This is a genomic window from Streptomyces sp. NPDC057486, from assembly GCF_042802415.1.
In the GTDB taxonomy this organism is placed as follows: domain Bacteria; phylum Actinomycetota; class Actinomycetes; order Streptomycetales; family Streptomycetaceae; genus Streptomyces; species Streptomyces yanii.
Genome location: NZ_JBHVEE010000074.1, coordinates 1 through 25150, shown reverse-complemented (window position 1 = coordinate 25150; position 25150 = coordinate 1). Strand labels below are relative to the sequence as shown.

Below are 25150 nucleotides of genomic sequence, written 5' to 3'. Positions count from 1 at the left end.
ACATCACCCCATGCCTCATCGCACCGCATCCGTCCTCGCCCGACTGGTCCGGGAGGACTGCCCGCCGTTCGCGCTGCTGCGCAGGCGCACCCCCGGCCACGACCACGACCTCGTCGAGGTGCTGATCGGCCGGGTCCGGCAGGCGGACCGGCTCGCCGGTCTCCCGGTCGGACCGCAGCCCTCGCTCGCCCTGGTGCCGTTCCGGCAGATCGCCGAGCGCGGATTCGATGTGCGCGACGACGGGACGCCGCTGTCCGTACTGGTCGCGGAGGAGACGTACGGGCTTCCGCTGGACGAGGTGCTCGCCGAGCTGCCCACCCATGACGTACGGGTCGAGGGCGGCGCCTTCGACGTCCCCGACGAGGACTACGCCGACATCGTCCGGCGGGTCGTCGAGGACGAGATCGGGCAGGGCGAAGGCGCGAACTTCGTCATCCGACGGACCTTCCAGGGCGACATCCCGGGGTTCGGGCGGACCGACGCGCTGGCCCTGTTCCGTCGGCTGCTGGCCGGTGAGCGGGGTGCGTACTGGACGTTCGTCGTGCACACCGGGGAGAGGACGCTGGTCGGCGCCAGCCCGGAGGTGCATGTGCGGATGTCCGGGGGAACGGTCGTGATGAACCCGATCAGCGGAACGTACCGCTACCCCGCCGAAGGACCGACCGCCGAGAGCCTGCTGGCCTTCCTCGGCGACCGCAAGGAGACCGAGGAGCTCTCCATGGTGGTCGACGAGGAACTGAAGATGATGTGCACCGTCGGCGACATGGGCGGCGTGGTGATCGGCCCGCGGCTCAAGGAGATGGCGCATCTCGCGCACACCGAGTACGAGCTGCGCGGGCGCTCCTCGCTGGATGTGCGGGAGGTGCTGAGGGAGACCATGTTCGCCGCGACCGTCACCGGCTCGCCCGTGCAGAACGCGTGCCGGGTGATCGAGCGGTACGAGCCCGGCGGCCGCGGCTACTACGCGGGCGCGCTGGCCCTGCTGCGGCAGGAGCCGTGCGGGGCACAGACCCTGGACTCGCCGATCCTGATCCGGACCGCCGACATCGCGGCCGACGGACGGCTGCGGGTGCCGGTCGGGGCCACGCTCGTACGCCACTCCGATCCGGACAGCGAGGTCGCCGAGACCCACGCGAAGGCGGCGGGGGTACTGACCGCACTCGGCGTGCGGCCGGGACGGCCTCGGGCGGAGGAGGCGCGTCCGCAACTGGCCGACGACCCCCGGGTGCGGGCCGCCCTGGACGCCCGGCGGGACGGTCTCGCGCCGTTCTGGCTGCGGATGCAGGAGCGCACGCAGGAGCTCTCCGGCCATGCGCTGGTGATCGACGGGGAGGACACCTTCACCGCGATGCTGGCGCATCTGCTGCGCGCCTCGGGTCTTGAGGTGTCGGTGCACCGCTACGACGAGCCGGAGCTGCGCGAAACCGTGCGGGCGCACACGGGCCCGGTCGTGCTGGGTCCCGGGCCCGGGGATCCGGCCGACACCGGCGATCGGAAGATGCGGCTGCTGCGCGAGTTCGCCGCGGAGCTGGTGCGGGAGCACCGGCACGGGCTGCTGGGAGTGTGTCTGGGCCATGAACTGATCGCGGCGGAGCTGGGTCTGGAAATCGTCCGCAAGATCGTGCCGTACCAGGGCGCGCAGACCAGGATCGAGCTGTTCGGGCGCCCGGAGACGGTCGGCTTCTACAACAGCTTCACCGCACGCTGCGACGACGAGACGGCCGCCGAGCTGGCCGCGCACTCCATCGAGGTGAGCCGGGACGCGGCCACCGGGGAGCTGCACGCGCTGCGCGGGGGCGGGTTCGCGTCGGTGCAGTTCCACCCGGAGTCGGTGCTGACGCTGCGCGGCGCGTCGATCGTCGCCGAGCTGCTGGCGGGGCTGCCCGTGCCCGGCTGACCGCGGACGGGGGCTCCGGAATCCGCCGAGGCGGTCCGGGGCCTCAGGGCTTTTCCTTCGGATCATGCCGGGCTGATCCGAAGGAAGGGCCCGGGTTCCGGGGAGGCCTGGGGACGAGGACGTTGTCGCTGCGGCGGCGGGCCAGGTAGTCGGCGACGTTCTGCACGGTGGCGTCGATGATCTGCGCCACCGCGTCCTCCGTGTAGTACGCCTGGTGCGAGGTGACGATGACGTTCGGGAAGGTGACGAGCCGGGCCAGGGTGTCGTCGTCGACGACCTCCAGGGACTTGTCGAGGAAGAACAGCCCGGCCTCCGCCTCGTACACATCGAGTCCGACGCCGGTGAAGCGACCCGCCCGCAATGCGGTGACCAGGGCCGAGGTGTCCACCAGCCCGCCACGGCTGGAGTTGATCAGGATCGCGTCGTCCTTCATCACGGCCAGGGCCTCCTCGCCGATGATGTGATGGGTCGCCGGCAGCAGCGGGACATGGAGGCTGATCAGGTCGGACTCGGCGAGGAGCCGTTCCTTCTCGACGTAGGTCATGCCGAGTTCGGTGCAGGCGGGGTTCTCGGCCACGTCCCAGCCGAGCAGCTTCATCCCGAAGCCATGGGCGATACGGGTGAAGGCCTCGCCGATCTTGCCCGTGCCGATCACACCGACCGTGCGGCCGCGCATGTCCCGGCCGAGGAGACCGTCGAGCCGGAAGTCGAAATCGCGGGTGCGGCTCGCGGCGCGGATGATGCGGCGGTTGACCGCCATGGCGAGCGTCCAGGCGAATTCGGCGACCGAGTACGGCGAGTAGTACGAGACCCGGGCGACCCGCAGGGCGAGACGTTCGGCGACATCGAGGTCGATGTTGTTGAAGCCCGTGGAGCGCTGGGCGATCATCTGCGTGCCGCCCGCGGCGAGTGTCTGCAGAACGCCGCTGCCCAGGTCGGCGTTGACACTGGTGGAGATGATCTCGTAGCCCGCCGCGATGGGTGCGGTGTCCTTGTTGAGGAATACGTCCAGGCAGCGGACCTCGTGCTGTCCGGCGAAGGCTTTCTCGATCAGCGGCTTCTCGTCGGACTGCACACCGAACGCCAGGATCTCCACGATTTCTCCAGACAAGCAGAGTTACGGGCCGGACAGCCGCGAATATACGGCCCGTATCCCTGGTGCGCCGCTCACCGTCAGCCGAAGAAGACGCCGACCTCCGCGTAGAGCGTCGGATCGACCGTCTTGAGCCTGGCGGTCGCATCGGCGATCGGCACCCGCACGATGTCCGTGCCGCGCAGGGCGACCATCACGCCGTAGTCGCCGTCCCGGACGGCTTCGATGGCGTGCAGCCCGAAGCGGGTGGCCAGCCACCGGTCGAAGGCGCTGGGCGTGCCGCCGCGCTGGACATGCCCCAGGACCGTGGTCCTGGCCTCCTTCCCGGTCCGCCGCTCGATCTCCTTGGCCAACCATTCGCCGACCCCGGAGAGCCGGACATGGCCGAAGGAGTCGTGCGATTCGTCCTTGAGGATCATCTTCCCCTCGGCGGGCATGGCGCCCTCGGCGACCACGACGATCGGGGCATAGCTGGCTCTGAAGCGGGAGGTGACCCAGGCGCAGACCTGGTCGATGTCGAAGCGCTGCTCCGGGATGAGGATGACGTTCGCGCCGCCGGCCAGCCCGGAATGGAGCGCGATCCAGCCCGCGTGGCGGCCCATCACCTCGACGACGAGGACCCGCATATGGGATTCGGCGGTGGTGTGCAGCCGGTCGATGGCCTCGGTGGCGATGCCGACCGCCGTGTCGAAGCCGAAGGTGTAGTCGGTGGCGGAGAGGTCGTTGTCGATGGTCTTGGGCACGCCGACGCATGGGATGCCGTACTCGTCGGACAGGGTCGCCGCCACACCGAGGGTGTCCTCGCCGCCGATGGTGACGAGCGCGTCGACCTCGTACTTGGCGAGGTTGTCCTTGATCCGGCGGACGCCGTGCTCGGCGGCGAGGGGGTTGGTCCGCGAGGAACCGAGGATCGTGCCGCCGCGCGGCAGGATGCCGCGCACCGCCGGAATGGAGAGCGGAACGGTCTCGCCCTCCAGCGGGCCGCGCCAGCCGTCCCGGAAGCCGATGAAGTCGTAGCCGTACTCCTGCACGCCCTTGCGGACGATGGCGCGGATGACCGCGTTGAGTCCGGGGCAGTCGCCGCCCCCGGTCAGTACTCCGACCCGCATGGAAGCATCCCTTCGCCGAAGTGAGCTCGCTGGCGACCACGCTAATGGTGATCCAGGTCACTCCGGGATGGGCCGGATGGTCAATTCCCCTGCAACAAAGCGCAGTTGATCACAGTCGTCGTCCATCTCGGGCGTCGTTGAGACCGGGCGTCGCTGAGATCGGACTCCGTTGAGATCACGCGTCGTCGAGGCCACGCTCGATCGCATACCGCACGAGCTCCACCCGGTTGTGCAACTGGAGCTTGCCCAGGGTGTTCTGGACGTGGTTCTGGACGGTGCGGTGCGAGATGACCAGCCGCTCGGCGATCTGCTTGTACGAGAGTCCCTTGGCGACCAGCCGCAGCACCTCGGTCTCCCGGTCCGTCAGTTGCGGTGCCTTCGGCTCGTCCGGCGCGACGGACGCGGGCTCGGATGCCAGCCTGCGGTACTCGCCGAGCACCAGTCCGGCGAGGCCCGGGGTGAAGACCGGGTCGCCGACAGCGGTGCTCCGCACGGCCTCGGTCAACTCCTGCGTACTGGCCGACTTGAGCAGATAGCCGGTGGCGCCGGACTTCACCGCTTCCAGTACGTCGGCGTGCTCACCGCTCGCCGAGAGCACCAGGACCCGCAGGCTCGGGTGGGAGCCGACGAGTTCCTTGCAGACCTGGACGCCGGGCATCCCCGGCAGGTTCAGGTCGAGGACCAGGACGTCGGGGGTGACGGCCCTCGCCCGGCGCACGGCCTGCGGTCCGTCACCCGCGGTCGCCACCACGTCGAAGCCGGACTCGGCGAGGTCGCGGGCGACGGCGTCGCGCCACATCGGATGGTCGTCGACGACCATCACCCTGATGGTCCGCTGCTCGGTGTCCTGCGCGCTCTCGGCGCTCGCGGTGTTCTCCGTACTCATCGGCCGGATCCTGCCTTCCCCCGTGAAACCTTCGGAACCTTCAACTCGACCTCGGTGCCCTGGCCGGGCACCGAGATCAACTCTGCTGTGCCACCCAGGTCGCGCAGCCGCCCCCGGATCGACAGGGCGACCCCCATCCGGCCTTCCCCCTCGGCCTGGGCCAGCCGCCCCTCCGGGATGCCGGGACCGTCGTCCCGGACCGTGACGATCACCTCGTCCGGCCAGTCCTCGACGAGTATCCACGCCTGGGCGTCCTGGCCGGCGTGCACCCTGACATTGTCCAGGGCAGCACTGACAGCGGCCGCGAGTTCCTTCGCCGCCGCCGGGGCGAGCAGGACCGGAGCGCCGGGCTCCGCGAAGCTGACCCGGGAGCCGGCGTGCGGGGCCAGCAGGGCGCGCAGATCGCAGTCGGCCGGACCGGAAGGGCCGTCCTCCCGGTCGTCGACCTCGACGCTGCGGACCACGGCGCCCTCGGCGGCGTCCTCGGAGACCCGGGTGGTGGGCACCAGGCCGCTGGAGACCAGGGTGCGCAGGGCGACTTCCTGCTCCCCTGCCATCCGGCCCAGCTCGGCGGCCTCGCCGCCCAGTGCCGTGCCGCGGCGCTGCACCATGGCGAGGACCTGGAGCACGCTGTCGTGGATGTCGCGGGCCAGCCGCTCCCTCTCCCGGGTCGCCGCCTCGATCTCCAGGGCGCGGGCGAGGGTGCGCTCACTGGCGCGGGCGACCTCGACGACGTACCCGATGGCGATGGAGGCGACCCAGACCAGCAGCACGTTGTGGAAGGTGTCCCGGCTGGGTTCGCCGCGCTCGATGATGTTGGCGACGGCGACGAAGGTGGAGGCCAGCGCCGCCCACCGCCAGCCACCCTTGATCGCGAAGGCCAGCACGGAGCCCGCGGTCCAGATGGACGGCAGCGTCGGACCGTCGACGTGCTGGGCCTCGAAGTCGGCGAGAGGGGTGAGGAGGATGCCGACGAGGGCGATGGCCAGGTCGGCGCCGAGGAAACGCTTGGTGCAGGCGACGGCGCCCGCGACCTTCGGGAGGGTGCCGAGCGTCCAGGCCGCCATCACCACCAGGAAGGCGATGGCCACCCACGGCCGGTCGTACCGCGCCCGGCCGAAGACTGCGAGCAGGATCGCGTAGACCATCGTCAGAAGCCGGTACGCGGTCAGCGCGCGCCACAGCGGCTGTTCGACCGACATCCGTACGACCCGCTCGCGCCTGGCCATGTCCCCCACCCCCCGGACGGACACCGACGCGGTGACGCGCCGGCTGTTCCGTCACCCTTCCGTGCCGGTCTTTCTGCCCGCGTGCTTCTCTTCCTCCGCGCGGCGCTTCGCCTCGTCCGCGATCTGGCGCTTGGCCGCGGTCGCGTAGATGTCGACGTACTCCTGCCCGGAGAGCTTCATGATCTCGTACATCACCTCGTCGGTGACCGAGCGGAGGATGAAGCGGTCTCCCTCCATGCCGTGGTAGCGGCTGAAGTCGAGCGGCTTGCCGATCCTGATGCCCGGGCGCATCAGCTTGGGAATCACCTGACCGGGCGGCTGGATCTTCTCCGTGTCGATCATCGCCACGGGGATGACGGGTGCGCCGGTGGCCAGCGCCACCCGGGCCAGACCGCCGGGCTTGCCGCGGTAGAGGCGGCCGTCGGGCGACCGGGTGCCCTCCGGGTAGATCCCGAAGAGCCCGCCGCTCTCGATGACCTCGATGCCGGCCTTGATCGCCGCCTCACCGGCACCGCGGGCACCGGACCGGTCCACCGGGAGCTGGCCGACGCCCTTGAAGAAGGCGGCGGTCAGCTTGCCCTTCACGCCGGGCGCGGTGAAGTACTCCGACTTGGCGATGAAGGTGACCTTGCGGTCCAGCACGGCCGGCAGGAAGAAGGAGTCGGAGAACGAGAGATGGTTGCTCGCGAGGATCGCCGGCCCCTGAGCGGGGATGTTCTCCAGGCCCTCCACCCACGGCCTGAAGGCGAGCTTCAATGACCCGCCGATGGAGAACTTCATCGCGCCGTAGATCAACTCGGGTGCCTCCTGTGTGCTGTCGCCTTGACCTTAACCCGTGGTGGTGCCGCCGTTCCTGCCCGGCACCGGACCGAAGCACGGCTGTGACCGGTGACGGCCCTGGTCGGTGTCAGTCCGGTCGCGTACGGTGAAGTAATCCTTCTTGCACTCCCCCTTTCGCTCCCTTTCGAGCCTCACGAACAGGAGACCCCGGTGCCGGTCCTTCCTGGAGCCGAGCCGTTCCGCCACGAGGGCGGAGAGGTCGGCGTCCTCCTCTGTCACGGATTCACCGGTTCCCCTCAGTCGCTGCGCCCCTGGGCCGAATATCTCGCGGAGCGCGGACTCACGGTCGCGCTGCCGCTGCTGCCCGGGCACGGCACCCGCTGGGAGGACATGCAGGTCACGGGCTGGCAGGACTGGTACGCGGAGGTGGACCGGGAGCTGCGGGCCCTGTCGGAGCGGTGCCGTCAGGTCTTCGTCTTCGGGCTGTCCATGGGCGGCGCGCTGTCGCTGCGGCTGGCGGCGAAGCACGGGGACGCGATCAGCGGTCTGGTGCTCGTCAATCCGGGCAACAAGGTGCACGGCCTGGCGGCGTACGCACTGCCGGTCGTCCGCCATCTGCTGCCGTCCACGAAGGGCGTGGCGAACGACATCGCCCGGGAAGGCTCCGTCGAGATCGGGTACGACCGGGTGCCGCTGCACGCGGCGCACTCCCTGCGGAACTTCTTCCGGCTGGTCGACGCGGAGCTGCCGCAGGTCACCCAGCCGCTCCTGCTGTTGCACAGCCCGCAGGACCATGTGGTGCCGCCGGCGGACTCGGCGCGGATCCTCAGCCGGGTGTCGTCCACGGACGTCGAGGAGATCCTGCTGGAACAGAGCTACCACGTGGCGACGTTGGACCACGATGCGGAGCGGATCTTCGACGAGAGCTACTCGTTCATCGGCCGCCTCGCTCCGAGCGTCGGGAAGAAGGGGAGCACGTCAGGTGGCTGAGCACGACGCGGAGCGCGCGGGCAGCGAGGAGGAGCGCGAACCGCGCCCCACCGAGGGAACAGCCGTGCCCGAGAAGGGCGCGGGTGCGCCACACGTCCCCGGGGATCCCGGCCAGGGTGACGCCCTCGACGAGGACGCCGCCTGGGAGGCGATCGTCGCGGGCTACGGCGAGGAGCCGCCGGACCCGCCGGGCGCCAAGCCGTTCAAGTCGATCGACGACCTCGCGCTCCTGGAGGACGGCGAGCGCAACGTCCTGGAGCCGGACAAGGGCATCAAGAAGAAACCGCCGGAGAAGCCGCTCGGCAGCTCGGTCGTCTTCGCCCCCGGTGTCGGTGGTCCCCGCGACTACGAGTTGGCGGAGCCGACGGACGACGACGCGGACGACAGCGACGAGGGACACTTCGTCCCGCCGGAGCCGCCTCCGCTGCCGGAGGCCGATGTCACGGCGAAGTTCGCCTGGCTCGCGGTCGTCGGCGGACCGGTGCTGATGCTGCTCGCCGTCCTGTTGCAGTGGGAGATGACGTGGTGGCTCACCACGGTCTGCATCGGCGGTTTCCTGGGGGGCTTCGTCGCCCTGGTCGCGCGGATGCAGCACGACGACGAGGATGACGACGACCCCGGGCGCGGCGCGGTGGTCTGAGCCGGCTCCCCCGGATCAGGCCGGCTGGGGGACGAGCAGCCCTCAGGCGAGCGAGGACAGGGCGGGAACCCTGAGCGCGGCCAGTACCGGCAGATGGTCGGTGGCCGCGCGCAGGTCCTGCTCCGTGACGCCGGGCAGTCCCGACGGGACTCCGCAGCCGAGGACCTCGATGCCTCTGCTCGCGAAGACCGCGTCGATGCGCAGCCGCGGATCGTGTGCCGGGAAGGTGAGCTCGCCACCCCACGGCCGGACGGACCTGCTGTCCTGGAGCCTCCCGGCAAGCATCTGGAAGGCTTTCCCCTCCGGTGCGTCGTTGAGGTCGCCGGCCACGATGACATGCTCGACCTGCATGGCGTCCAGCCGGTCGAGCAGCAGGTCCGCCTGGACCACGCGCTCCTCGTGGCGCAGGCTCAGATGGCAGCTCAGCAGGCCGATCCGGGTGCCCGCGATCCGTACCACCGCCGTGGCGAAGCCTCTGCGGTGCAGCCCGGGGGTACGCGGCAGCAGCAGGTCCTCCGTGCGTTCCACGGTGGCGCGCAGCGAGCACAGGAGCAGCGGCCCGGCGGCGGTGGCGCCGCCGGAGAGGACCACCAGGTCGGTGTGGGCGGCGAGCCAGGCGGCGCGCTTGCGCCAGCGGAAGAAGCGCGGGGCCTCCTGGATGAAGACCAGATCGGGTGCGCAGGCGCGGATGACGCGGGCCAGCGCCTCACGGTCGTCGCGCATCGACCGGATGTTGTAGCTGAGCACTCTGATGACGGCCGAACCGTCCGGCTCGGTACGGGAGTCGGGCAGCTCCGTCATGACCATACGACTCACCATACGCCGGACGCCCGCCGCTCCCGGTGAGGGCGCGACGGGCGTCCGGCGTTGTCCGTGACGGGGCGGGCTCAGCCCTGGCGGGCCAGGTCCGCCGCGCCCACCAGGCCTGCCTTGCCACCCAGTTGGGCCGCGAGCACCTGTGCGTGCGGCCGCCACTCGCCGCCGATCAGCCAGCGCCGGAACGACTTGCGGATCGGGTCGAGGACGAGTTCGCCCTCGTCCGAGACGCCGCCGCCGACGATGAACGCGGACGGGTCGAAGAGGGAGGCGAGGTCGGCGAGTCCGGCGCCGGCCCAACGGGCCAGCTCGCGGAACGAGTCGATCGCCACCGGGTCGCCCTGCCGGGCGGCCGCGCTGATGTGCTTGCCCTCGATGCCGTCCACCGTGCCGTCGCCCAGGGCGAGAAGGACCGCGGCGTTCTCCGGGGTGGCGTTGGCACGCTGCTTCGCGTACCGGACGAGCGCGCGCCCTGATGCGTACTGCTCCCAGCAGCCCTGGCTGCCGCAACCGCAGAGCAGTCCGTCCGGGACGACCCGGATGTGACCGAACTCGGCGGCCACACCGAAGCGTCCGCGGCGCAGTTTGTTGCCGATGATGATGCCGCCGCCGAGGCCGGTGCCGAGCGTGATGCAGATGACGTCGTCGTGGCCCTGGCCCGCGCCGAAGCGGTATTCGCCCCAGGCCGCCGCGTTGGCGTCGTTCTCGACGACGACGGGGAGGCCGACGCGCTGCTCGACCTTGTCCTTCAGCGGCTCGTGCCGCCAGTTGATGTTCGGCGCGAACAGCACCGTGGCGCGCTTGTCGTCGACATATCCGGCAGCGCCGATGCCGACCGCTTCGATCTCGTGGCCCTCGCTGGCGCCGGACACTGCCGCCGCGATCGCGTCCACGATGCCTTCAGCCGTCGGCGGGGTCGGCACCTTGAACATCGAGAGGATCCGGCCCTCTTCGTCGACCACTCCAGCCGCGATCTTCGTGCCGCCGATATCGACGCCGATGGTGAGTCCCATGAATCCCTCAGTTTCGGTCGAGCCCCGCTATGGCCAACCGTACCCGAGCGCCGCTCCCCGCCCTATCGGTGCCGGTCAGTCCAGGTCGATGTGTTCGCCCGGCCCGCTGTCGTCGTCGCGCGGGTCGGTGGGGTCACCGGCCTTCTTCGAGGCACCACCGGGGTCGGTGGCGTCCCGGGTCCAGCGGCGTTCCTGGCCCTCGACGGCGGAGCGGTAGGCCGCGAGGAGTTCGCTGCCGGCCGCGGCGATGTGGTCGAAGACGTCCGGATTGCGTTCGATGACCGGCTCGACGGCGGCCTTCGCCTGCTTGATCACCTGCTGTACGGCACCCTGGGCGGCGACGCCGAACAGCGGTGACTGGAGGGAGGCGACCTTGTCGGCCACGGCGTCGACCAGCTTGCGCAGCTCCTCGGCCGCGGAACCGGCGGGCGGCCCGTACTCGGCGCGGCGACGCGCCTTCTCTGCTTCCAGGTCCTCGGCGCAGGCCTTGGCCCACGCGTCGTCGTCGACGGGACGATCGGTGGCTTCGCTCATGGCGGACTCCTGCGACGTGGTTGCGGACGTCACGCGTGCGGGGGTGTGGTCCACCGCCGCATACGGGACGCGTACTACCGACGTTACCCGAACGGTGGTACGCCGTTCAGGAGCTCCGCGGCCACAGTGCGGGGTCCGGCGTGAACCGGACCCGCAGCACCCCGTCCGTCAGTGCGGCGCCGGAGACGGTGCAGCGGCGCAGCCCGGACTCCAGCGGCACGATCCGGCGGAACGGGCCGACGGTCAGGAGCAGTTCGTCGCCGCGCCGGACCAGCTGCAGGTCCTCCTTGACGGCTCCGGGCAGTGGCAGGCACCAGACCAGGACCCCGTCGCCGTCCTCACCGGCGGCCGGCCGCGGCGAGACGGTGGCGTCCGGTCCGCCACGGAGCAGTTCCCGCAGCTCGTCGTGGCCGTCCGGGGCGTTCGGGTCCTCGATCCACCAGGGGTCCTGGGCGCGTCCGGCCGACCGGTCGTCCAGCTCGACGGCGAGACCGTCCCCCGCGAAGAGCCCGCCACCGGTGCCCGCCGCCTCGAAGGTGGTGCAGTTCGACGAAGTGTCGAGGAGGCCGAGGTCGTCGAGCCCCTGCGGGTCCCGGCCGAGATGGGGCACCTCGCACAGGGACGCGGCCGGCACCCACTCCTCGTACCAGTGGTCGATGCACTTCTCCTGCTGGGCGGCGAGATCGGCGAACCAGGGGTCGGAGGAGTGCCTGGGCAGGACCCGGTTGACGGTGAGCGTGTCGACGCGCAGTCCGTGCAGGGCGAGTCCGGTGCGCGCGGTGCGCAGGGCGTCCTCGGCGGCGGGTCCCGGTTCGGCGACGAGGCGGACCGTGGTGCTGCGGTCCTCGACCAGGGCCTGGACGGAGGCGAGCTCGGCGTCCCGGCGGGCCGCGGTCTCGTACAGCCACTGGGCGGGCATCGGGACGCCGGCGAGCTGGGCGAGCATCGGGCGCAGGGCACGGGCGGCCTGACGCTCCGGGGGCAGCAGGCGGCGCAGATAGCGGCGCAGCTGTTCGGGCAGGGCGAGCACGGCGAGGGCTTCGCGCAGCGGGGGCAGGTCGACGACGAGGGTGTCGTAGCCGTCGCGCGACCAGTCGCCCCGGGCCGCCCGGCGCAGGGTGTGCAGCAGGGCGAGCTGGGCGCTGCCGGGGAGTTCGGTCAGCTCCTCGCCGTCGAGCCGGTTCCCGCCGAGCAGGTCGAGTACGGAGGACGCCTGGTCCTGGAGGGAGAGAAGTTCGGTACGGAAGTGCTCGCCGGAGTCGATGCGGGCGAACCGGAGTCCCTCGGTGACCTCGGTGGGTTCCGTGCCGGTGGGGAAACCGGGTATGGCGTCGGCGGAGAGCAGCAGCGTGCGGCGGCCGCGGCGGGCCGCGGCCAGTGCGGTCGCCGCCGCGACGGTGGTACGGCCGGCGCCGCCGGGGCCGGTGACGAGGACCGTACGCATCCGGTCAGCCCCGCGGGACGGACTCGACGCGCTTCTTCAGACCGGCCAGCGCGCGGTCGATGATGACCTTCTCCGCCTTGCGCTTGATCATGCCGAGCATCGGGATCTTGACGTCGACGGTCAGCCGGTAGGTGACCTCGGTGCGGCTGCCGTCGCCGAGCGGGGCCAGCGCGTAGGAGCCGTCGATGGCACGCAGCATCTGGGACTTGACCAGGGTCCAGCTGACCTCGTGGTCGCCGGTCCAGGTGTAGGCGAGCGTGTGGTCGTCCTTGATCGCACCGGCGTCGAGGACCAGCCGGACCTTCTCGGCGCGGCCCTGCTCGTCCTTGGCGAGGACCTCGGCCTCCTTGACCTCACCGGTCCACTCCGGGTACCGGTCGAAGTCGGCGATGACGCCCATGACGTCGGCCGGTGCCGCCTCGATCGTGATGGTCGAGCTGGTGTGTTCAGCCATCGCTGTGGCTCCTCCAGTGCGGTGTACCGGTCGGTCGGCAGATGCCTGCCGCCAAAAGGCTATCGCGTGCGCGGGGCGCGTCGTCCCAGGGTCGGGGCCGTGTGGTCACCACTCCAGGGCCCAGGGCCGGCCGGTCGAGGCGAAGTGCCCGACGTTGACGCATTCGGTGGCCCCGATCCGCATCCGGCGGACCAGTGGCTGGTGGACATGGCCGAAGACGGCATAGCGGGGGCGGGTCCGGCGGATCGCGTCGAGGAGCGCCCTGCTGCCGCGCTCGAACCGGCGCGCCACGGTGTCGTAGGTCAGCTCCGGCACGTCGGGCGGGATGTGCGTGCACAGGACGTCCACCTCGCCGACCGCCTCGATCTTGGCGGCGTACTCCTCGTCGCTGATCTCGTACGGGGTGCGCATCGGGGTGCGGAGCCCGCCGCCGACGAAGCCGAAGACACGTCCGCCTATCTCGACGCGCTCGCCGTCCAGGACGGTGGTGCCGGGGCGGGCGTATTCGGGCCAGAGGTCGGGGATGTCGACATTGCCGTACGTGGCGTACGTCGGTGTGGGGAGGACCGCGAACATCTCGGCGTACTGATGGCGCACCGCACCGACGATGGCGGCATTGCGGTCCAGGCCCGCCCAGAGCCCGCGGCCGAAGTCACGGGCCTCCTCGTAGCGGCGGGCGGTGCGCAGTTCGACGATCCGGTCGGCGTTCTCCACGCCGAAGAGGTCGGGGAAGATGCCGCGCGAGTGGTCGGCGTAGTCGAGAAAGAGCACCAGGTCACCCAGGCAGACCAGGGCGTCGGCGCCGTCCCCGGCCCGGGCCAGGGCTTCGGTGTTCCCGTGCACGTCACTGACCACGTGGATCCGCGTACGACGTGCGGTGTCACCCTCGCGGCTGTTCGATCCGGCTGGCATGACGATCACCCTAGGGCGCCGCCGACGGCCTGGGTAGAGCCCCTCGGACCTGCGGATACTTCATGCATGTCACCTCGGTGCACTACTGTGCGCGCGAGGACCACCGATATGTGTGACGCATAAAACATCTGGCCGGAACCCTCTATCCCGAACCGAGTACTGGTGGGTAACGTCCGGGCAGTCCAGTCGTGCTCACCCCACTGAGCCACCCTGCCAGTCTTGGACCGCAGCCGGTGCGTCACACAGAGCCGTGGCATCGGAGCCCGATGAGGAGCAGCAGTCTTGCGCGAGTTCAGCCTTCCGGCCCTGTACGAGGTCCCTTCGGACGGCAACCTGACGGATCTCATCCGCCGCAATGCCGCTCAGCATCCCGATGTGGTGGTGATGAGCCGCAAGGTGGCCGGCGCGTGGACCGATGTCACCGCCACCCAGTTCCTGGCCGAGGTCAGAGCCGCGGCCAAGGGCCTGATCGCCGCAGGCGTGCAGCCCGGTGACCGGGTCGGTCTGATGTCCCGCACCCGCTTCGAATGGGTGCAGCTGGACTTCGCGATCTGGAGCGCGGGCGCGGTCACCGTCCCGGTGTACGAGACCAGCTCCGCCGAGCAGGTCCAGTGGATCCTCGGCGACTCCGGCGCGGTCGCGGTGATCGTGGAGAGCGACGGGCATGCCGAGTCCGTCGCCGCCATGCGCGACCGGCTGCCGGAGCTGCGCAACGTATGGCAGATCGACAAGGGCGCGGTCGACGAGCTGACCGCGTCGGGTGCGGAGATCTCGGACGAGACCGTCGACCTGCGCAGCGCCCGCGCCAAGGCCGACGACCCGGCCACCATCGTCTACACCTCGGGCACCACCGGACGCCCCAAGGGCTGTGTGCTCACGCACCGCAGCTTCTTCGCCGAGTGCGGCAACGTGGTGGAGCGGCTGAAGCCCCTCTTCCGTACCGGCGAGTGCTCCGTACTGCTCTTCCTGCCCGCGGCCCACGTCTTCGGCCGGCTGGTCGAGGTGGCCGCGGTGATGGCCCCGATCCGGCTCGGCTGCGTACCGGACATCAAGAACCTCACCGATGAGCTGGCCACGTTCCGGCCGACGCTGATCCTCGGTGTGCCGCGGGTCTTCGAGAAGGTCTACAACTCGGCACGCGCCAAGGCGCAGGCCGACGGCAAGGGCAAGATCTTCGACAGGGCCGCGAACGTCGCGATCGCCTACAGCCGTGCGCTCGGCACCCCTCAGGGTCCGTCCATCGGCCTCAAGTTCAAGCACAAGGTCTTCGACCGGCTGGTCTACAGCAAGCTGCGCGCCGTGCTCGGCGGCCGCGGCGAGTACGCGATCTCGGGCGGCGCACCGCTGGGCGAGCGGCTCGGGCACTTCTACCGCGGCATCGGCTTCACGGTGCTGGAGGGCTACGGCCTCACGGAGACGTGCGCGGCCACCGCGTTCAACCCGTGGGACCGGCAGAAGATCGGTACGGTCGGCCAGCCGCTGCCCGGCTCGGTCGTCCGGATCGCCGACGACGGCGAGGTGCTGCTGCACGGCGAGCATCTGTTCGCGGGCTACTGGAACAACGAGGCGGCGACGGCCGACGCACTGGCCGACGGCTGGTTCCACACGGGCGACATCGGCACCCTCGACGAGGACGGCTATCTGACGATCACCGGCCGCAAGAAGGAGATCATTGTCACGGCGGGCGGCAAGAACGTCGCTCCCGCAGTGATCGAGGACCGGATCCGCGGGCACGCCCTGGTCGCGGAGTGCATGGTGGTCGGCGACGGGCGGCCGTTCGTCGGTGCGCTGATCACGCTGGACGAGGAGTTCCTGGGCCACTGGGCCGAGGAGCACGGCAAGCCGGCCGGCTCGACGGCGGTGTCGCTGCGCGAGGACCCGGAGCTGCTGGCCGAGGTGCAGCGCGCGGTGGACGACGGCAACGCGGCGGTGTCCAAGGCGGAGTCCGTACGCAAGTTCCGCATCCTGGCCTCGCAGTTCACCGAGGAGGCCGGCCACATCACGCCCTCGCTGAAGCTGAAGCGGAATGTGGTGGCGAAGGACTTCGCGGACGAGGTGGAGTCGATCTACCGCGGCTGATCCCGCGGCCGCAGGTGCGCGGGGAGGGGCCCGCACGACTGGTCATGCGGGCCCCTCCCCGTATCTCAGAGCAGCGTCTTGAGGCGCTCCGCGAGCAGGTCCCAGCGCCACTTCTCCTCGACCCAGGCCCGGCCCCGCTCCCCCATCCGCCGGCACAGTTCGGGGTCGCCGAGCAGGGTGGCGATGCGGTCGGCGGTCTCCTCCACGGAGCCGCCACGCACCACCCAGCCGGTCTCGCCGTCGAGTACGGCGTCGGGGGCGCCGCCCGAGTCGCCCGCCACCACCGGCAGTCCGGTCGCGGACGCCTCCAGGTAGACGATGCCGAGCCCCTCGACGTCGAGGCCGCCGCGACGGGTGCGGCACGGCATGGCGAAGACGTCGCCCGCGCCGAAGTGGGCGGGCAGCTCCTCCCAGGCCACCGGTCCGGTGAACCGCACCGAGTCGGTGACGCCGGTCTCCGCGGCCAGCTTCTCCAGCTCCTTGGCGTACGGTCCGCCGCCGACGATCAGCAGGACGGCGTCCGGCTCCCGCGCCAGGATCGCGGGCATCGCGAGGATCAGGGTGTCCTGGCCCTTGCGGGGCACCAACCGCGACACACAGACGACGACGGGGCGGTCCGAGAGTCCGAGCCGGGCCCGGATCCGGTCCCCGCCGGAGCCCGGGTGGAAGGTCTTCTCGTCGACGCCGGGCGGCAGTTGGACCATGCGGCCGGCGGCCTCGGGGGTGAGCGCGCCGGCGATCCGGGAGCGGGTGTACTCGCCGAGGTAGGTGATCGTGTCCGTGCCCTCGCCAATCCGGCGCAACAGCTGGCGGGACGCGGGAAGTTGGGCCCAGCCGGCCTCGTGCCCGTGGGTGGTGGCGACCAGTCGCCGGGCACCCGCCCTCCGCAGTGCCGGCGCCATCAGACCGAGGGGGGCGGCGGCCCCGAACCAGACGGAGGTGCAGTCGTGTTCGCGCAGCAGCCGGACCGCGCGCCGGGTCACCCGCGGGGTCGGCAGCAGCATCGTCGTGGGGTCACGGACGACGGTGAACGGCTGCTCGGCGTCGAAGGCGGCGGTGGCCGCGACGCCCTCGGGGCTCCGCTTCCAGGTGGAGGCGTAGACGACGAGCCGACCGGGGTCCAGGCGGAGTGCCATATTGTGCAGAAATGCCTGGATACCGCCGGGTCGGGGCGGAAAGTCGTTGGTCACGATCAGGGTCTTGTCCATCGCCGCCGACAGTACCGAACGGCCCGGCTTGATGGCTCGCCCACAGATGCGCCGTGCATCATGGCTCGGAGCCACCGGCGAAGGGGATGGGCGCGGGCATGACACCAACAGGCGGCACCGGCAGATTTCTCGTACCCGTCGCGGTGTGGGCGCTCACCAGGGCCGCGTTGCTGCTCTGCGTCTTCAAGGTCGTCACGTTGCCGGGCCCGGACGTGACGAGCGACGTCTCGGTGATCTACCACGGCTGGTCCGAGGTGCTGAGGACCGGCACGTATCCGCTGGGCGATGTCACCTGGCAGTACCCGCCCGTCGCGGCGCTCGCCGTCCTCTCCCCCGCCCTGCTGCCGTTCCTGGACTACGCCTCGGCCTTCTTCGTCCTCGCCTGCCTCTGCGACGCGCTGGTGCTCGGCCTGCTGCTGTACGCGGGCCGCGGTACCGGCAGGCGGACCGCGGGCGGCTGGGTGTGGGTGGCGGGGGTGCCCCTGCTCGGCACGACCGCGTACGCGCGGTACGACGTGATGGTCACGGCGGTGGCGGTCGCGGCGCTGCTGGCGGGGGTACGGCATCCGCGGGTGCTGGGGGCGCTGGCCGCCTTCGGCGCGCTGCTGAAGGTGTGGCCGGTGCTGCTGCTGGCCGGGACCACGCGCGGGGAGTCGACCCGCCGCTCATGGACGGCGGCGGTGGTGACGGCAGCCGGGCTGCTGGTGGTGTGCACGGCCGCGATGCCGGGAGCGCTGGCCTTTCTCGGGTTCCAGCGCGACCGTGGCACCGAGGTCGAGTCGCTGGGGGCGCTGGTCTTCCATGTGGCGCGGCAGTTCGGCTGGCAGGGCCGGGTGGAGCTGAACTACGGGTCGCTGGAGTTCCTGGGGCCGCATGTGCAGCTGGTGAGCACACTGGCGCTGGGGTTGAGCCTCGTCGCGTTCGGCTGGCTGGTGATGTGGCGGCTGCTGGCCCGCGACTTCGGGGTGAGCACGCCGGCCGACGCGGCGTTCACGGCGGTGCTGCTGTTCACGACCACGAGCCGGGTGATCAGCCCCCAGTACATGCTGTGGCTGGTCGGTCTCGCGGCGGTCTGTCTGGCCTTCCGGTCCAGCCGGATGGGGCTGCCGGCCGTTCTGGTGCTGGTCGCGACGGGCGTCACCCAGCTGGAGTTCCCGCTCGGGTTCGTCCACGTGGTGACCAGCGACGCGCAGGGCGTGACGCTGATGTTCGTACGCAACGGTCTGCTCGTCGCGGCGACCCTGGTCGCGTCCCGGCGGCTGTGGAAGGAGACGGTGCCCGCGCCGGTCCGCCGGGACCGGCACCGGCTGCCGGTCCGGCCGTCCGGTCCGGCGGGGCAGGTCAGCCGAGACGGGACCGCAGATACTCCCGCCAGCGCACCGTGAACTCCTGCGGGGTCGTGCCGAGCACGTCCTGCATCGCCTGCTCCACCGCTCCGTCCCGTCCTGAGTGCCCCCCGACGGCCCGGTAGAAGGCGAGGAGCTTCCTCTCGCCCCAGTGGTCGGCGATGAGTGCGCAAGCCAGCCAGCCGCCCTCGTACGCCCTCGCGAGGCGCCCGGAGTCTCCCGTGAACCCGAACTCCTCGTCGGTGGGCAGTTCGGCGGGCAGCTCAGCGCGCCGGACCGCATCGGCCAGTTCGGGCGCGGCCTGCTCGGCCGTCCGGTGCTCGGCGCGATAGGCCGCCCAGTCGGCGAAGCCCTCGGAGAGCCAGGTCGGGGTGGACGCGGAGGTGCGGGCGCGGGTGGCGACATGGGCGGTCTCGTGGGTGAGGACGATCCGCTGCCCGAACGTGCCGAGCGTCGCGTACGCCTGAGGGTTGACGATCACCCGGTCCGCGGGCGCCCGGCCGCCGGTCTCACCGGTGGTGACGGCCGCTATGCCCCGGTAGTTCGCCGCCGGTGACCCCAGCAGCCCGGCCATGTCCTCGGTCGTCTCCGGTACGAGGACCACCACACGGCCGGCCCAGCGCTCCGGCCAGGCGGCGGAGACGGCGGGCACCGCACGGTCCGTGGTGTCCGCGATCGCGCGGAGCTCCGTCGTCGTCCGCCCCACACCGAGGACGAGACTTCGCCTGCCCCGTACGACCTGGACGTCGCCCTGCTGCCACAGCTGCGAGCCGCCGTCCCGGCCGGCCCGGTCCGCGGTGATGTACCAGCGGCCGTCCGCCGGGTCCCGCTCCAGGTCGAGCACCCGGTCCGCGGTGACCGGAGCGCTGTCGTAGCCCGCGATCCGGTAGCGCAACTCGACGTCGGCGGTGGCCCGGTCGGCTCCGCGCCTGCGCACGTCCGTCACCTTGTACGCCCATGAACTCAGCGGCACATCGGCGAGATGGGCCAGCTCGCGGCGCTGGGCTGCCCGCAGTCCGGTGGCCCCGGGAGCGAGTGCGGCGAGGAAGCCGTCCGGGTCGTGTTCCAGGACAGCGGCGGCGCGGCGGTCCAGGGTGGCGGCGACGGCCCGGACGGTGGGGTCGGGGGTGGCCGGGGCTGGGGCGGTGCAGGCGGACGCGAGCAGCAGCCCGGCGAGCGCCGCTCCCGCCGCACGCCTCCGTCCGTCGCGTCCCCGCCCTGCGGTGCACCCCTGATCAGCCACCTGACCGAGGGTACGGGTCAGACGCGGGTCACCGAGGAGACGGGCATCATGCCGACCGGGTCGTAGCGGACCGGAGCGCCCGGGTGCGGGGCGTGGATCACCTGCCCGTTGCCCACGTACATCCCGATGTGGCCGGCGTCCGAGCGGTAGGCGACCAGATCGCCTGGGCGGGCCTGGGAGAGCGGCACCATGTGGCCGGCGTACCGCTGCGCCTGCGAGGTGCGCGGCAGGCTGACACCGGCCTGGGCGTACGCCCACTGCATCAGCCCGGAGCAGTCGAATCCGGCGGGTCCGTTGGCGCCCCAGATATAAGGGAGCCCGACGGCCCGGCGGACGGCCATGACGGCGGCCGCCGCCCGGGACGAGCCGGCCGGCAGATCGGTCAGGGCGGAGAACGAGGCGTCGCGGCCGGAGCGCGAGGCGCGGTCGAAGGCCGCACGGTCCGCGGCAGGCAGCGCGGCCAGCAGTTGCCGGGCCTGCCTGAGCTTGCCCTCGACGGTTCGTTTGTGCCGGATGGCGGCCGCCTTGTTGCGCTCCAGGCCGGCGAGCGAGCGGGCGGCCTCCGCACGGACCTGCGCGAGGCCGCGCCGAGCGAGCTGGAGTTCGTGCAGGGCGATGGCCTGACGGGCGTTCAGCCGGTCCAGGGTGGCTGCCCTGTCGAGGTAGCTGTCCGGATCGGCGGAGAGCAGCAGGGCGAGCGAGGGGTCGATGCCACCGGAGCGGTACTGCGCGGCGGCGGCCGAACCGAGCGCCATGCGCATCCGGTTGATCCGTTCCTGACCGCGGGCCGCCCGTTCCTGGACCCGGTTCAGCTCGCCACGCAGCCGGTCGGCGTTCTCCCCCGCCTTGTTGTACTGCTCGGTGGCGTGCTCGGCCTCGGTGTACAGCCGGTCGATCTCGGCCCTGGCGGTCCGGGGCGTGACCTTCGGGTCGGCGTGCGCGGCTGCCGCCCCGAGCGTGGCCGCGGCGGTCGCCGCGGCCGCGGACAGGGCTGTGACCCGGACACTCCGGTTGACGCCGGGCTGTGTGGAACGGCGATGGGACACCACAGGACGCCGCACTCCCTTCCGCTGCACGCAGACGTACGCGGCTCCGTGCCGCCCGGGACGGGCGGACCGACGGACGGGAGCCGCACAGCAGGCAGACAGTAGTCGGGCGACTACGGAGCGCACGAACGTACGCGCCGGACGGGTGCGGGTCACGAACGACGGCGCCCCGCCGGTGACCTGTGGTCTCCGGCGGGGCGGGCTGTCTGCACGGGGCGCGGTAATTCGCCCGTTCGGGCGTCGTCAGATACGCACGCCGACCTGGAAGCTGCCGATGGTGTTCATCGATTCGTAGCGGACCACCGCGCCCGGCTTCGGGGCGTGCAGAACAGTGTTGTTGCCCGCGTACAGAGCCACGTGCGAGGTGTTGTTGAAGAAGACGAGGTCGCCCGGCTTGAGGGCGCTGCGGCCTATCTGCGTGCCCTCGTTGATCTGGGTGTACGTGGTGCGGGTGATGTGGGCACCGGCCTGGGCGTAGGCCCACTGGGTCAGGCCCGAGCAGTCGTAGGAGTTGGGGCCGGTGCCGCCGGAGACGTACGGCTTGCCGAGCTGGGTGGCGCCGGCCCTCAGGGCGGCGGCGCCGAGGGCGGAGGCGGGGGCCTCGTTGCCGAGGTCGACCCGGTCGCCGGCGGCGCGGCTGGCGCGCTGGTCGTCCTCGGCCATCTTGGCGCGCTCGGCGGCGGTCAGGGTGTTGAGCAGGCGCTGCGCCTCGGCGAGCTTGCCCTGGAACTTCTTCTTGTTCTCGCCGAGCGTCTTGCGGACGTCCGCGAGGTCGCCCAGCTTGTCCTGGGCCTCCTTGCGCTGCTGCGCGAGGGCCCGCTGCTTCTCCTGGATCTTCTCCAGCGACTCGGTCTGCTTGGCCGTCAACTGGTCGAGGGCCGAGGCCTCGTCGAGGAAGGTGTCCGGGTCCGAGGCGAGGAAGAGCTGCACGGACGGGTCGATGCCACCGGAGCGGTACTGCGCGGCGGCGAGCGAACCGAGGCCGCTGCGGAGCGTGTTGAGCTCCTCCTGGCCGCGGGCCACCTTGTCCTGCAGCGCACCGACCTGCTTCTCGAGCTTCTGCTGCTGCTCCTTGGCCCCGTTGTACTTCTCGGTGGCCTTCTCCGCCTCGTGGTAGAGCTTGTCGACCTTCGCCTTGACCTCACTCTTGGTCGGCTTGGGGTCGGCGTGGGCGGCCTGGGAGGTCAGGGCCACGGCCGCGGCGGCGGTAGCGGTGAGCACGGTCACACGGGCGCGGCTCGGCTGCTTGGGACGACGGTGGGACGCCACGAAGGCGAGCTCCTTCTTCCTCGAGCCGCCTACCGGGCTGTGGGGGGACTGCATCCCCGGCTCCGTGCACGTCACGGACTCGGCGGTTCCTTCGCCGTCACCCCGGATGGGTGATCAACCGTGCGAAGGTTCGAAGCCCGACCCTAGTGACCATCTTGTAATCAGTTCAAATCCTGGCAAGAAAAATCTCACCACAGCAGCCACTTCTTTACTCTCATCACACAGGGTGTAGCGACGACTTGACGGTACGTTCCCTGATTTCCGACAAGTCGCCACAAGGTGCGTCAGACGCGCGAAAGCCGCTTCAGGAGCAAGGCGGACGCAACGGGCCTGGCCCCCGCCTTCGCCACACCGTCCGCCACTTCACGGTCGGTGGAGACCACGACGACGGGCCTGCCCGGCGGTTCGGCGCGGGCGAGCTGGCGGATGAGTTCGTCGGCGGTCACGCCCGGCTTGCTGAACAGCACGCGCACCCCGCGCGGCGGTGCGAGCAGTACCGGAGCGGCCAGTTCGGCCCCGTCGAAGACACAGGTCATCTCGGCGCCGGACTGCGCGGCGAGCACCGCGAGACCGCCCAGCAGCCGCAACCGCTGCTTCTCCAGCGGCAGCTGCGGATAGCCGGTCTTGGTGACGTTGTAGCCGTCCACGATCAGATGCGCCTGCGGCAGCGCGAGCAACTGGTCGAGCAGGGCCGGATCGGTCTCCGAAAGAGCCCTGGCGGCAATGTCCTTGGGTGACATCGCGCCGGGCTCGACCGCGTCGACACTGTCCGCGGGGCGGATCGAGGAGGGTGGCAGGGCCAGTTCGCGGCGCAGCCCGCGGGCCGCGTCGAGCACCGTGTCGAGGAGCAGCCGCAGCCGCATGTCCTCGACCGAACGCCCCTCCCTGGCGGCTCTGCGGCTCGCCTCGACGGACGCCTCCGCCTCACCGAGCCGGGCCCGCAGCCGCCGGGCCTCGCTCTCGGCGGCGGAGATCTGGGCGGCCGCCTCGGCCCGCAGGGTGTCGGCCTCGGCCTTGCCGCGGCGCACCGCGGCCTCGCCGCGCTTGACCTCGTTGAGGGCGGAGCGGAGTTTGCGCTGCAGCGAATCGGCTTCCTTGCGGGCCGCGTCGAGTTCGGTACGGAGCCGTTCGGTCTCGCTCTTCGTCTGGGTCCGGGCCTGGGCGAGTTCCTCGCGCAGCCGTTCCAGCTCGCGCCGGCTCTCCTCGTCGGCCCGCTCGGCGTCGGCGCGCTGGACCTCCTCACCGGCGGCGGCGACCAGTTTCACCCAGCCGGCCGGGCGCAGCACATAGGCGGCCGCGGCCACATCGACGGGATCGGCGGCGGCCGGCGGTGACCCGGCCTCCACGGCAGCAGCCAGCTCCGGCTGGGCCTCCCGGAGCCGTTCGCCGATGCGCTGACGGAACAGGGTGTCGTTCTCCAGGGCGGCCGCCATCGCGTTCCCGGCGAACTTGGCGCGCCGGGTCGGGGTGAAGCGGGCGTACTGCCTGAGCTGGGCCGGGAGTTCGGTGACCGTCAGGCCGCCGAACGCGTCCGAGACCAGCGCGACGACCCGTCGCCGTACGCCTTCGGGCAGCGGGCGGTCGAGCGCCTCGACGGCGTCGCCGGCTCCATCGGCCGGCTCGGCGCCGCTATCGGGCTGCTCCACGATCCGTCACCCCAAAATGTCTGTCCGCACGGCCCCGTCAGGAGTCGGCACCCGGCCTGTCGACGAGTTCGATCTGGTCCACCGCATTGCACCAGCGGCAGCGGACCGACTCGATGGTCTCACTGACCACCTCGCGTTCCTCGACCGTCGACTCACCGGCCAGGTCGAGATGGACGTATTCGACGACCTTGGAGGTGCGGGTCACGTCGAAGCGGGTGAGATTTCCGCAGAGCGTGCAGCGCCAGCGGGTCCCGTCGGTCGGCTGGGGAACCGTCGTCATCGTTGCGTCCTCTTTCGTCGAGCGTGATGCTGCCGTCTGCCCAGGATCTCGCGGTGCGCCGTCGAACTGCGGATGTCCTGCTGTAACCCTACGGCCTTGCACATACCCATAGACACGGCGAGGCGGTCTGTCCCGTTCCGTCACCTTGCGTCATGCTCTGTGCATGATCGATCGGCGAGCCGCGAGAGGCGGAGTGACCGGCAGGCTCCTGCGCGCCGCCACGGCGGCCGGTGCGCAGGTGACGTATGTCCTCATCGCCCTGTGCTGCGCCGTCTTCCTGATCAGCCCGCTCTCCGGCTTCAACCCCACGTACGGCACCGCCGACACCCTGCTCGCCGCCCAGGCCGGGTACTTCGAGCGCTGGGGGGTGATCCCGAGCGAGCTGTGGGCGGGCTCCGCGCAGGCCCTGCTCACCCCACTGACCGCACTGTTCGTGCACGGCAGCTGGCTGCATCTGCTCGGCAACATGCTCTTCCTGTACGTGTTCGGGGCCATGGCCGAGGAGCGGATGGGCCGTGCCGAATTCACCTTCTTCTACCTCGGCTGCGGTTATCTCGCACTGCTGGCGTACGCGGCGGCCCACGCGAGCTCCGACCAGACCCTCGTCGGCGCGTCAGGGGCGATCTCCGCGGTGCTCGGGGCGTTCCTCTACCTGTTCCCCAGGGCGCGGGTGACCAGCCTCTTCCCGTTCCTGCTCTTCCTTCCGCTGCGCTTTCCCGCCTGGATCGTGCTGATCTTCTGGTTCGTGCTGCAGTGGATGGCGGCGCAGGGCGCGGGCAGCGGCCCCGGGGTGGCGTATCTCGCCCATGTGGTCGGATTCGTCTGCGGCTTCGCCTACGCCTGGGGACGCTACGGCCGTGGGGCTAAAGTGAAGGCTCCAGCCACGGCCACCGAGGGAGAAAGCCAGCCGTGATCACCGCGATCGTGCTCATCAAAACCAGCGTGGACCGGATTCCGGAGATCGCCGAGGCCATCGCCGCGCTGGACAATGTCAGCGAGGTCTTCTCGGTCACCGGTACGTACGACCTGATCGCCATGGTCCGAGTGGCCAGGCACGACGACCTCGCGGACGTCATCCCCGGCCGGATCAGCAAGATCCAGGGTGTCGAGGGCACCGACACGCATGTCGCGTTCCGTACGTACTCGCAGCACGACCTGGAGGCGGCCTTCGCCATCGGTCTCGACGCCTAGGTTCGCGTCGTACTTAGGCCGGGGACGGGCAGCGCTGCCCGTCCC

The 25150-nt window shown here is 71.1% G+C and carries 24 protein-coding genes; 7 read left to right on the top strand and 17 right to left on the bottom strand.

The window, feature by feature from the left end; all coding sequences use genetic code 11:
• The first annotated feature begins 10 nt into the window (after positions 1-10).
• Positions 11-1897, top strand: a complete 1887-nt coding sequence (locus tag ACFU6I_RS29340; RefSeq protein ID WP_384372112.1) for an anthranilate synthase family protein — start codon at positions 11-13, stop codon at positions 1895-1897.
• A gap of 43 nt (positions 1898-1940) precedes the next feature.
• On the opposite strand, the gene ACFU6I_RS29335 is transcribed toward ACFU6I_RS29340, so the two are convergent.
• The 5 genes from ACFU6I_RS29335 to ACFU6I_RS29315 all read right to left on the bottom strand — a co-directional run bounded on the left by ACFU6I_RS29335 (position 1941) and on the right by ACFU6I_RS29315 (position 7009).
• A complete protein-coding gene (locus tag ACFU6I_RS29335) occupies positions 1941-2993 on the bottom strand; it encodes a 2-hydroxyacid dehydrogenase (RefSeq protein ID WP_384372110.1) in 1053 nt (350 codons plus the stop codon).
• Between the two features lie 77 nt (positions 2994-3070).
• A complete protein-coding gene (locus tag ACFU6I_RS29330; protein WP_384372108.1) occupies positions 3071-4099 on the bottom strand; it encodes a 6-phosphofructokinase in 1029 nt (342 codons plus the stop codon).
• Between the two features lie 175 nt (positions 4100-4274).
• On the bottom strand, positions 4275-4985 hold the full coding sequence (locus tag ACFU6I_RS29325; RefSeq protein ID WP_384372106.1) for a response regulator: 711 nt from the start codon (positions 4983-4985) through the stop codon (positions 4275-4277).
• The gene (gene macS / locus ACFU6I_RS29320; RefSeq protein WP_384372104.1) at positions 4982-6214 is read right to left on the bottom strand and encodes a MacS family sensor histidine kinase; all 1233 of its coding nucleotides are present in this window, start codon (positions 6212-6214) and stop codon (positions 4982-4984) included. The genes ACFU6I_RS29325 and macS overlap by 4 nt, the downstream gene beginning before the upstream one ends.
• A 51-nt stretch (positions 6215-6265) precedes the next feature.
• On the bottom strand, positions 6266-7009 hold the full coding sequence (locus ACFU6I_RS29315) for a lysophospholipid acyltransferase family protein (RefSeq protein ID WP_384372102.1): 744 nt from the start codon (positions 7007-7009) through the stop codon (positions 6266-6268).
• A gap of 195 nt (positions 7010-7204) precedes the next feature.
• On the opposite strand from ACFU6I_RS29315, the gene ACFU6I_RS29310 reads away from it, so the two are divergent.
• A complete protein-coding gene (locus ACFU6I_RS29310; RefSeq protein WP_384372100.1) occupies positions 7205-7984 on the top strand; it encodes an alpha/beta hydrolase in 780 nt (259 codons plus the stop codon).
• Positions 7977-8624, top strand: a complete 648-nt coding sequence (locus ACFU6I_RS29305) for a hypothetical protein (RefSeq protein ID WP_384372098.1) — start codon at positions 7977-7979, stop codon at positions 8622-8624. Before ACFU6I_RS29310 ends, ACFU6I_RS29305 begins: the two co-directional genes overlap by 8 nt.
• 42 nt (positions 8625-8666) lie before the next feature.
• Here the strand turns inward: ACFU6I_RS29305 and ACFU6I_RS29300 are convergent, their stop codons facing one another.
• The 6 genes from ACFU6I_RS29300 to ACFU6I_RS29275 form a co-directional block, all read right to left on the bottom strand.
• Positions 8667-9431, bottom strand: coding sequence for an endonuclease/exonuclease/phosphatase family protein (locus tag ACFU6I_RS29300; protein WP_384372096.1), 765 nt, complete (start codon positions 9429-9431; stop codon positions 8667-8669).
• A gap of 80 nt (positions 9432-9511) precedes the next feature.
• The gene (locus ACFU6I_RS29295) at positions 9512-10453 is read right to left on the bottom strand and encodes an ROK family glucokinase (RefSeq protein ID WP_384372094.1); all 942 of its coding nucleotides are present in this window, start codon (positions 10451-10453) and stop codon (positions 9512-9514) included.
• A gap of 75 nt (positions 10454-10528) precedes the next feature.
• On the bottom strand, positions 10529-10987 hold the full coding sequence (locus tag ACFU6I_RS29290) for a DUF5304 domain-containing protein (protein WP_384372092.1): 459 nt from the start codon (positions 10985-10987) through the stop codon (positions 10529-10531).
• Between the two features lie 106 nt (positions 10988-11093).
• Complete coding sequence (locus tag ACFU6I_RS29285; RefSeq protein ID WP_384372090.1) at positions 11094-12431, bottom strand: ArsA family ATPase; 1338 nt, start codon at positions 12429-12431, stop codon at positions 11094-11096.
• Between the two features lie 4 nt (positions 12432-12435).
• A complete protein-coding gene (locus ACFU6I_RS29280) occupies positions 12436-12885 on the bottom strand; it encodes an SRPBCC family protein (protein WP_266986565.1) in 450 nt (149 codons plus the stop codon).
• A 105-nt stretch (positions 12886-12990) separates the two neighbouring features.
• Complete coding sequence (locus ACFU6I_RS29275) at positions 12991-13797, bottom strand: metallophosphoesterase (RefSeq protein WP_384372088.1); 807 nt, start codon at positions 13795-13797, stop codon at positions 12991-12993.
• Between the two features lie 282 nt (positions 13798-14079).
• Here ACFU6I_RS29275 and ACFU6I_RS29270 point away from each other — a divergent pair, with 282 nt between their 5' ends.
• The gene (locus tag ACFU6I_RS29270; RefSeq protein ID WP_384372086.1) at positions 14080-15876 is read left to right on the top strand and encodes an AMP-dependent synthetase/ligase; all 1797 of its coding nucleotides are present in this window, start codon (positions 14080-14082) and stop codon (positions 15874-15876) included.
• A 65-nt stretch (positions 15877-15941) separates the two neighbouring features.
• Here the strand turns inward: ACFU6I_RS29270 and ACFU6I_RS29265 are convergent, their stop codons facing one another.
• Entirely contained in the window at positions 15942-17084 is a 1143-nt protein-coding gene (locus ACFU6I_RS29265; protein ID WP_384372084.1) for a glycosyltransferase family 4 protein, read from the bottom strand.
• An 86-nt stretch (positions 17085-17170) separates the two neighbouring features.
• On the opposite strand from ACFU6I_RS29265, the gene ACFU6I_RS29260 reads away from it, so the two are divergent.
• Positions 17171-18469 carry a glycosyltransferase 87 family protein gene (locus tag ACFU6I_RS29260; protein ID WP_384372151.1) on the top strand — a complete coding sequence of 433 codons (1299 nt, stop codon included), beginning with the start codon at positions 17171-17173 and terminating at the stop codon, positions 18467-18469.
• Here the strand turns inward: ACFU6I_RS29260 and ACFU6I_RS29255 are convergent.
• The 5 genes from ACFU6I_RS29255 to ACFU6I_RS29235 all read right to left on the bottom strand — a co-directional run bounded on the left by ACFU6I_RS29255 (position 18426) and on the right by ACFU6I_RS29235 (position 23914).
• On the bottom strand, positions 18426-19673 hold the full coding sequence (locus ACFU6I_RS29255) for a hypothetical protein (RefSeq protein WP_384372082.1): 1248 nt from the start codon (positions 19671-19673) through the stop codon (positions 18426-18428). The genes ACFU6I_RS29260 and ACFU6I_RS29255 overlap by 44 nt on opposite strands.
• A 17-nt stretch (positions 19674-19690) precedes the next feature.
• Entirely contained in the window at positions 19691-20722 is a 1032-nt protein-coding gene (locus ACFU6I_RS29250; RefSeq protein WP_384372080.1) for an NlpC/P60 family protein, read from the bottom strand.
• 240 nt (positions 20723-20962) lie between these two features.
• Entirely contained in the window at positions 20963-21988 is a 1026-nt protein-coding gene (locus ACFU6I_RS29245) for an NlpC/P60 family protein (RefSeq protein ID WP_384372149.1), read from the bottom strand.
• Between the two features lie 284 nt (positions 21989-22272).
• Entirely contained in the window at positions 22273-23634 is a 1362-nt protein-coding gene (locus tag ACFU6I_RS29240) for an NYN domain-containing protein (RefSeq protein WP_384372078.1), read from the bottom strand.
• Positions 23635-23671: 37 nt separating this feature from the next.
• The gene (locus ACFU6I_RS29235; protein WP_266986548.1) at positions 23672-23914 is read right to left on the bottom strand and encodes a hypothetical protein; all 243 of its coding nucleotides are present in this window, start codon (positions 23912-23914) and stop codon (positions 23672-23674) included.
• A 163-nt stretch (positions 23915-24077) separates the two neighbouring features.
• Here ACFU6I_RS29235 and ACFU6I_RS29230 point away from each other — a divergent pair, with 163 nt between their 5' ends.
• Complete coding sequence (locus ACFU6I_RS29230; RefSeq protein WP_384372076.1) at positions 24078-24827, top strand: rhomboid family intramembrane serine protease; 750 nt, start codon at positions 24078-24080, stop codon at positions 24825-24827.
• On the top strand, positions 24824-25105 hold the full coding sequence (locus ACFU6I_RS29225) for an Lrp/AsnC ligand binding domain-containing protein (RefSeq protein WP_345515647.1): 282 nt from the start codon (positions 24824-24826) through the stop codon (positions 25103-25105). Before ACFU6I_RS29230 ends, ACFU6I_RS29225 begins: the two co-directional genes overlap by 4 nt.
• Positions 25106-25150 lie beyond the last annotated feature (45 nt).

Bases quoted from the DNA above. Each gene is read 5' to 3' on its own strand.
- ACFU6I_RS29340 (WP_384372112.1), top strand. From the start codon at position 11: ATGCCTCATCGCACCGCATCCGTCCTCGCCCGACTGGTCCGGGAGGAC.
- ACFU6I_RS29330 (WP_384372108.1), bottom strand. From the start codon at position 4,099: ATGCGGGTCGGAGTACTGACCGGGGGCGGCGACTGCCCCGGACTCAAC.
- ACFU6I_RS29325 (WP_384372106.1), bottom strand. From the start codon at position 4,985: ATGAGTACGGAGAACACCGCGAGCGCCGAGAGCGCGCAGGACACCGAG.
- macS (WP_384372104.1), bottom strand. From the start codon at position 6,214: ATGGCCAGGCGCGAGCGGGTCGTACGGATGTCGGTCGAACAGCCGCTG.
- ACFU6I_RS29300 (WP_384372096.1), bottom strand. From the start codon at position 9,431: ATGGTCATGACGGAGCTGCCCGACTCCCGTACCGAGCCGGACGGTTCG.
- ACFU6I_RS29295 (WP_384372094.1), bottom strand. From the start codon at position 10,453: ATGGGACTCACCATCGGCGTCGATATCGGCGGCACGAAGATCGCGGCT.
- ACFU6I_RS29290 (WP_384372092.1), bottom strand. From the start codon at position 10,987: ATGAGCGAAGCCACCGATCGTCCCGTCGACGACGACGCGTGGGCCAAG.
- ACFU6I_RS29285 (WP_384372090.1), bottom strand. From the start codon at position 12,431: ATGCGTACGGTCCTCGTCACCGGCCCCGGCGGCGCCGGCCGTACCACC.
- ACFU6I_RS29280 (WP_266986565.1), bottom strand. From the start codon at position 12,885: ATGGCTGAACACACCAGCTCGACCATCACGATCGAGGCGGCACCGGCC.
- ACFU6I_RS29275 (WP_384372088.1), bottom strand. From the start codon at position 13,797: ATGCCAGCCGGATCGAACAGCCGCGAGGGTGACACCGCACGTCGTACG.
- ACFU6I_RS29265 (WP_384372084.1), bottom strand. From the start codon at position 17,084: ATGGACAAGACCCTGATCGTGACCAACGACTTTCCGCCCCGACCCGGC.
- ACFU6I_RS29260 (WP_384372151.1), top strand. From the start codon at position 17,171: ATGGGCGCGGGCATGACACCAACAGGCGGCACCGGCAGATTTCTCGTA.
- ACFU6I_RS29235 (WP_266986548.1), bottom strand. From the start codon at position 23,914: ATGACGACGGTTCCCCAGCCGACCGACGGGACCCGCTGGCGCTGCACG.
- ACFU6I_RS29230 (WP_384372076.1), top strand. From the start codon at position 24,078: ATGATCGATCGGCGAGCCGCGAGAGGCGGAGTGACCGGCAGGCTCCTG.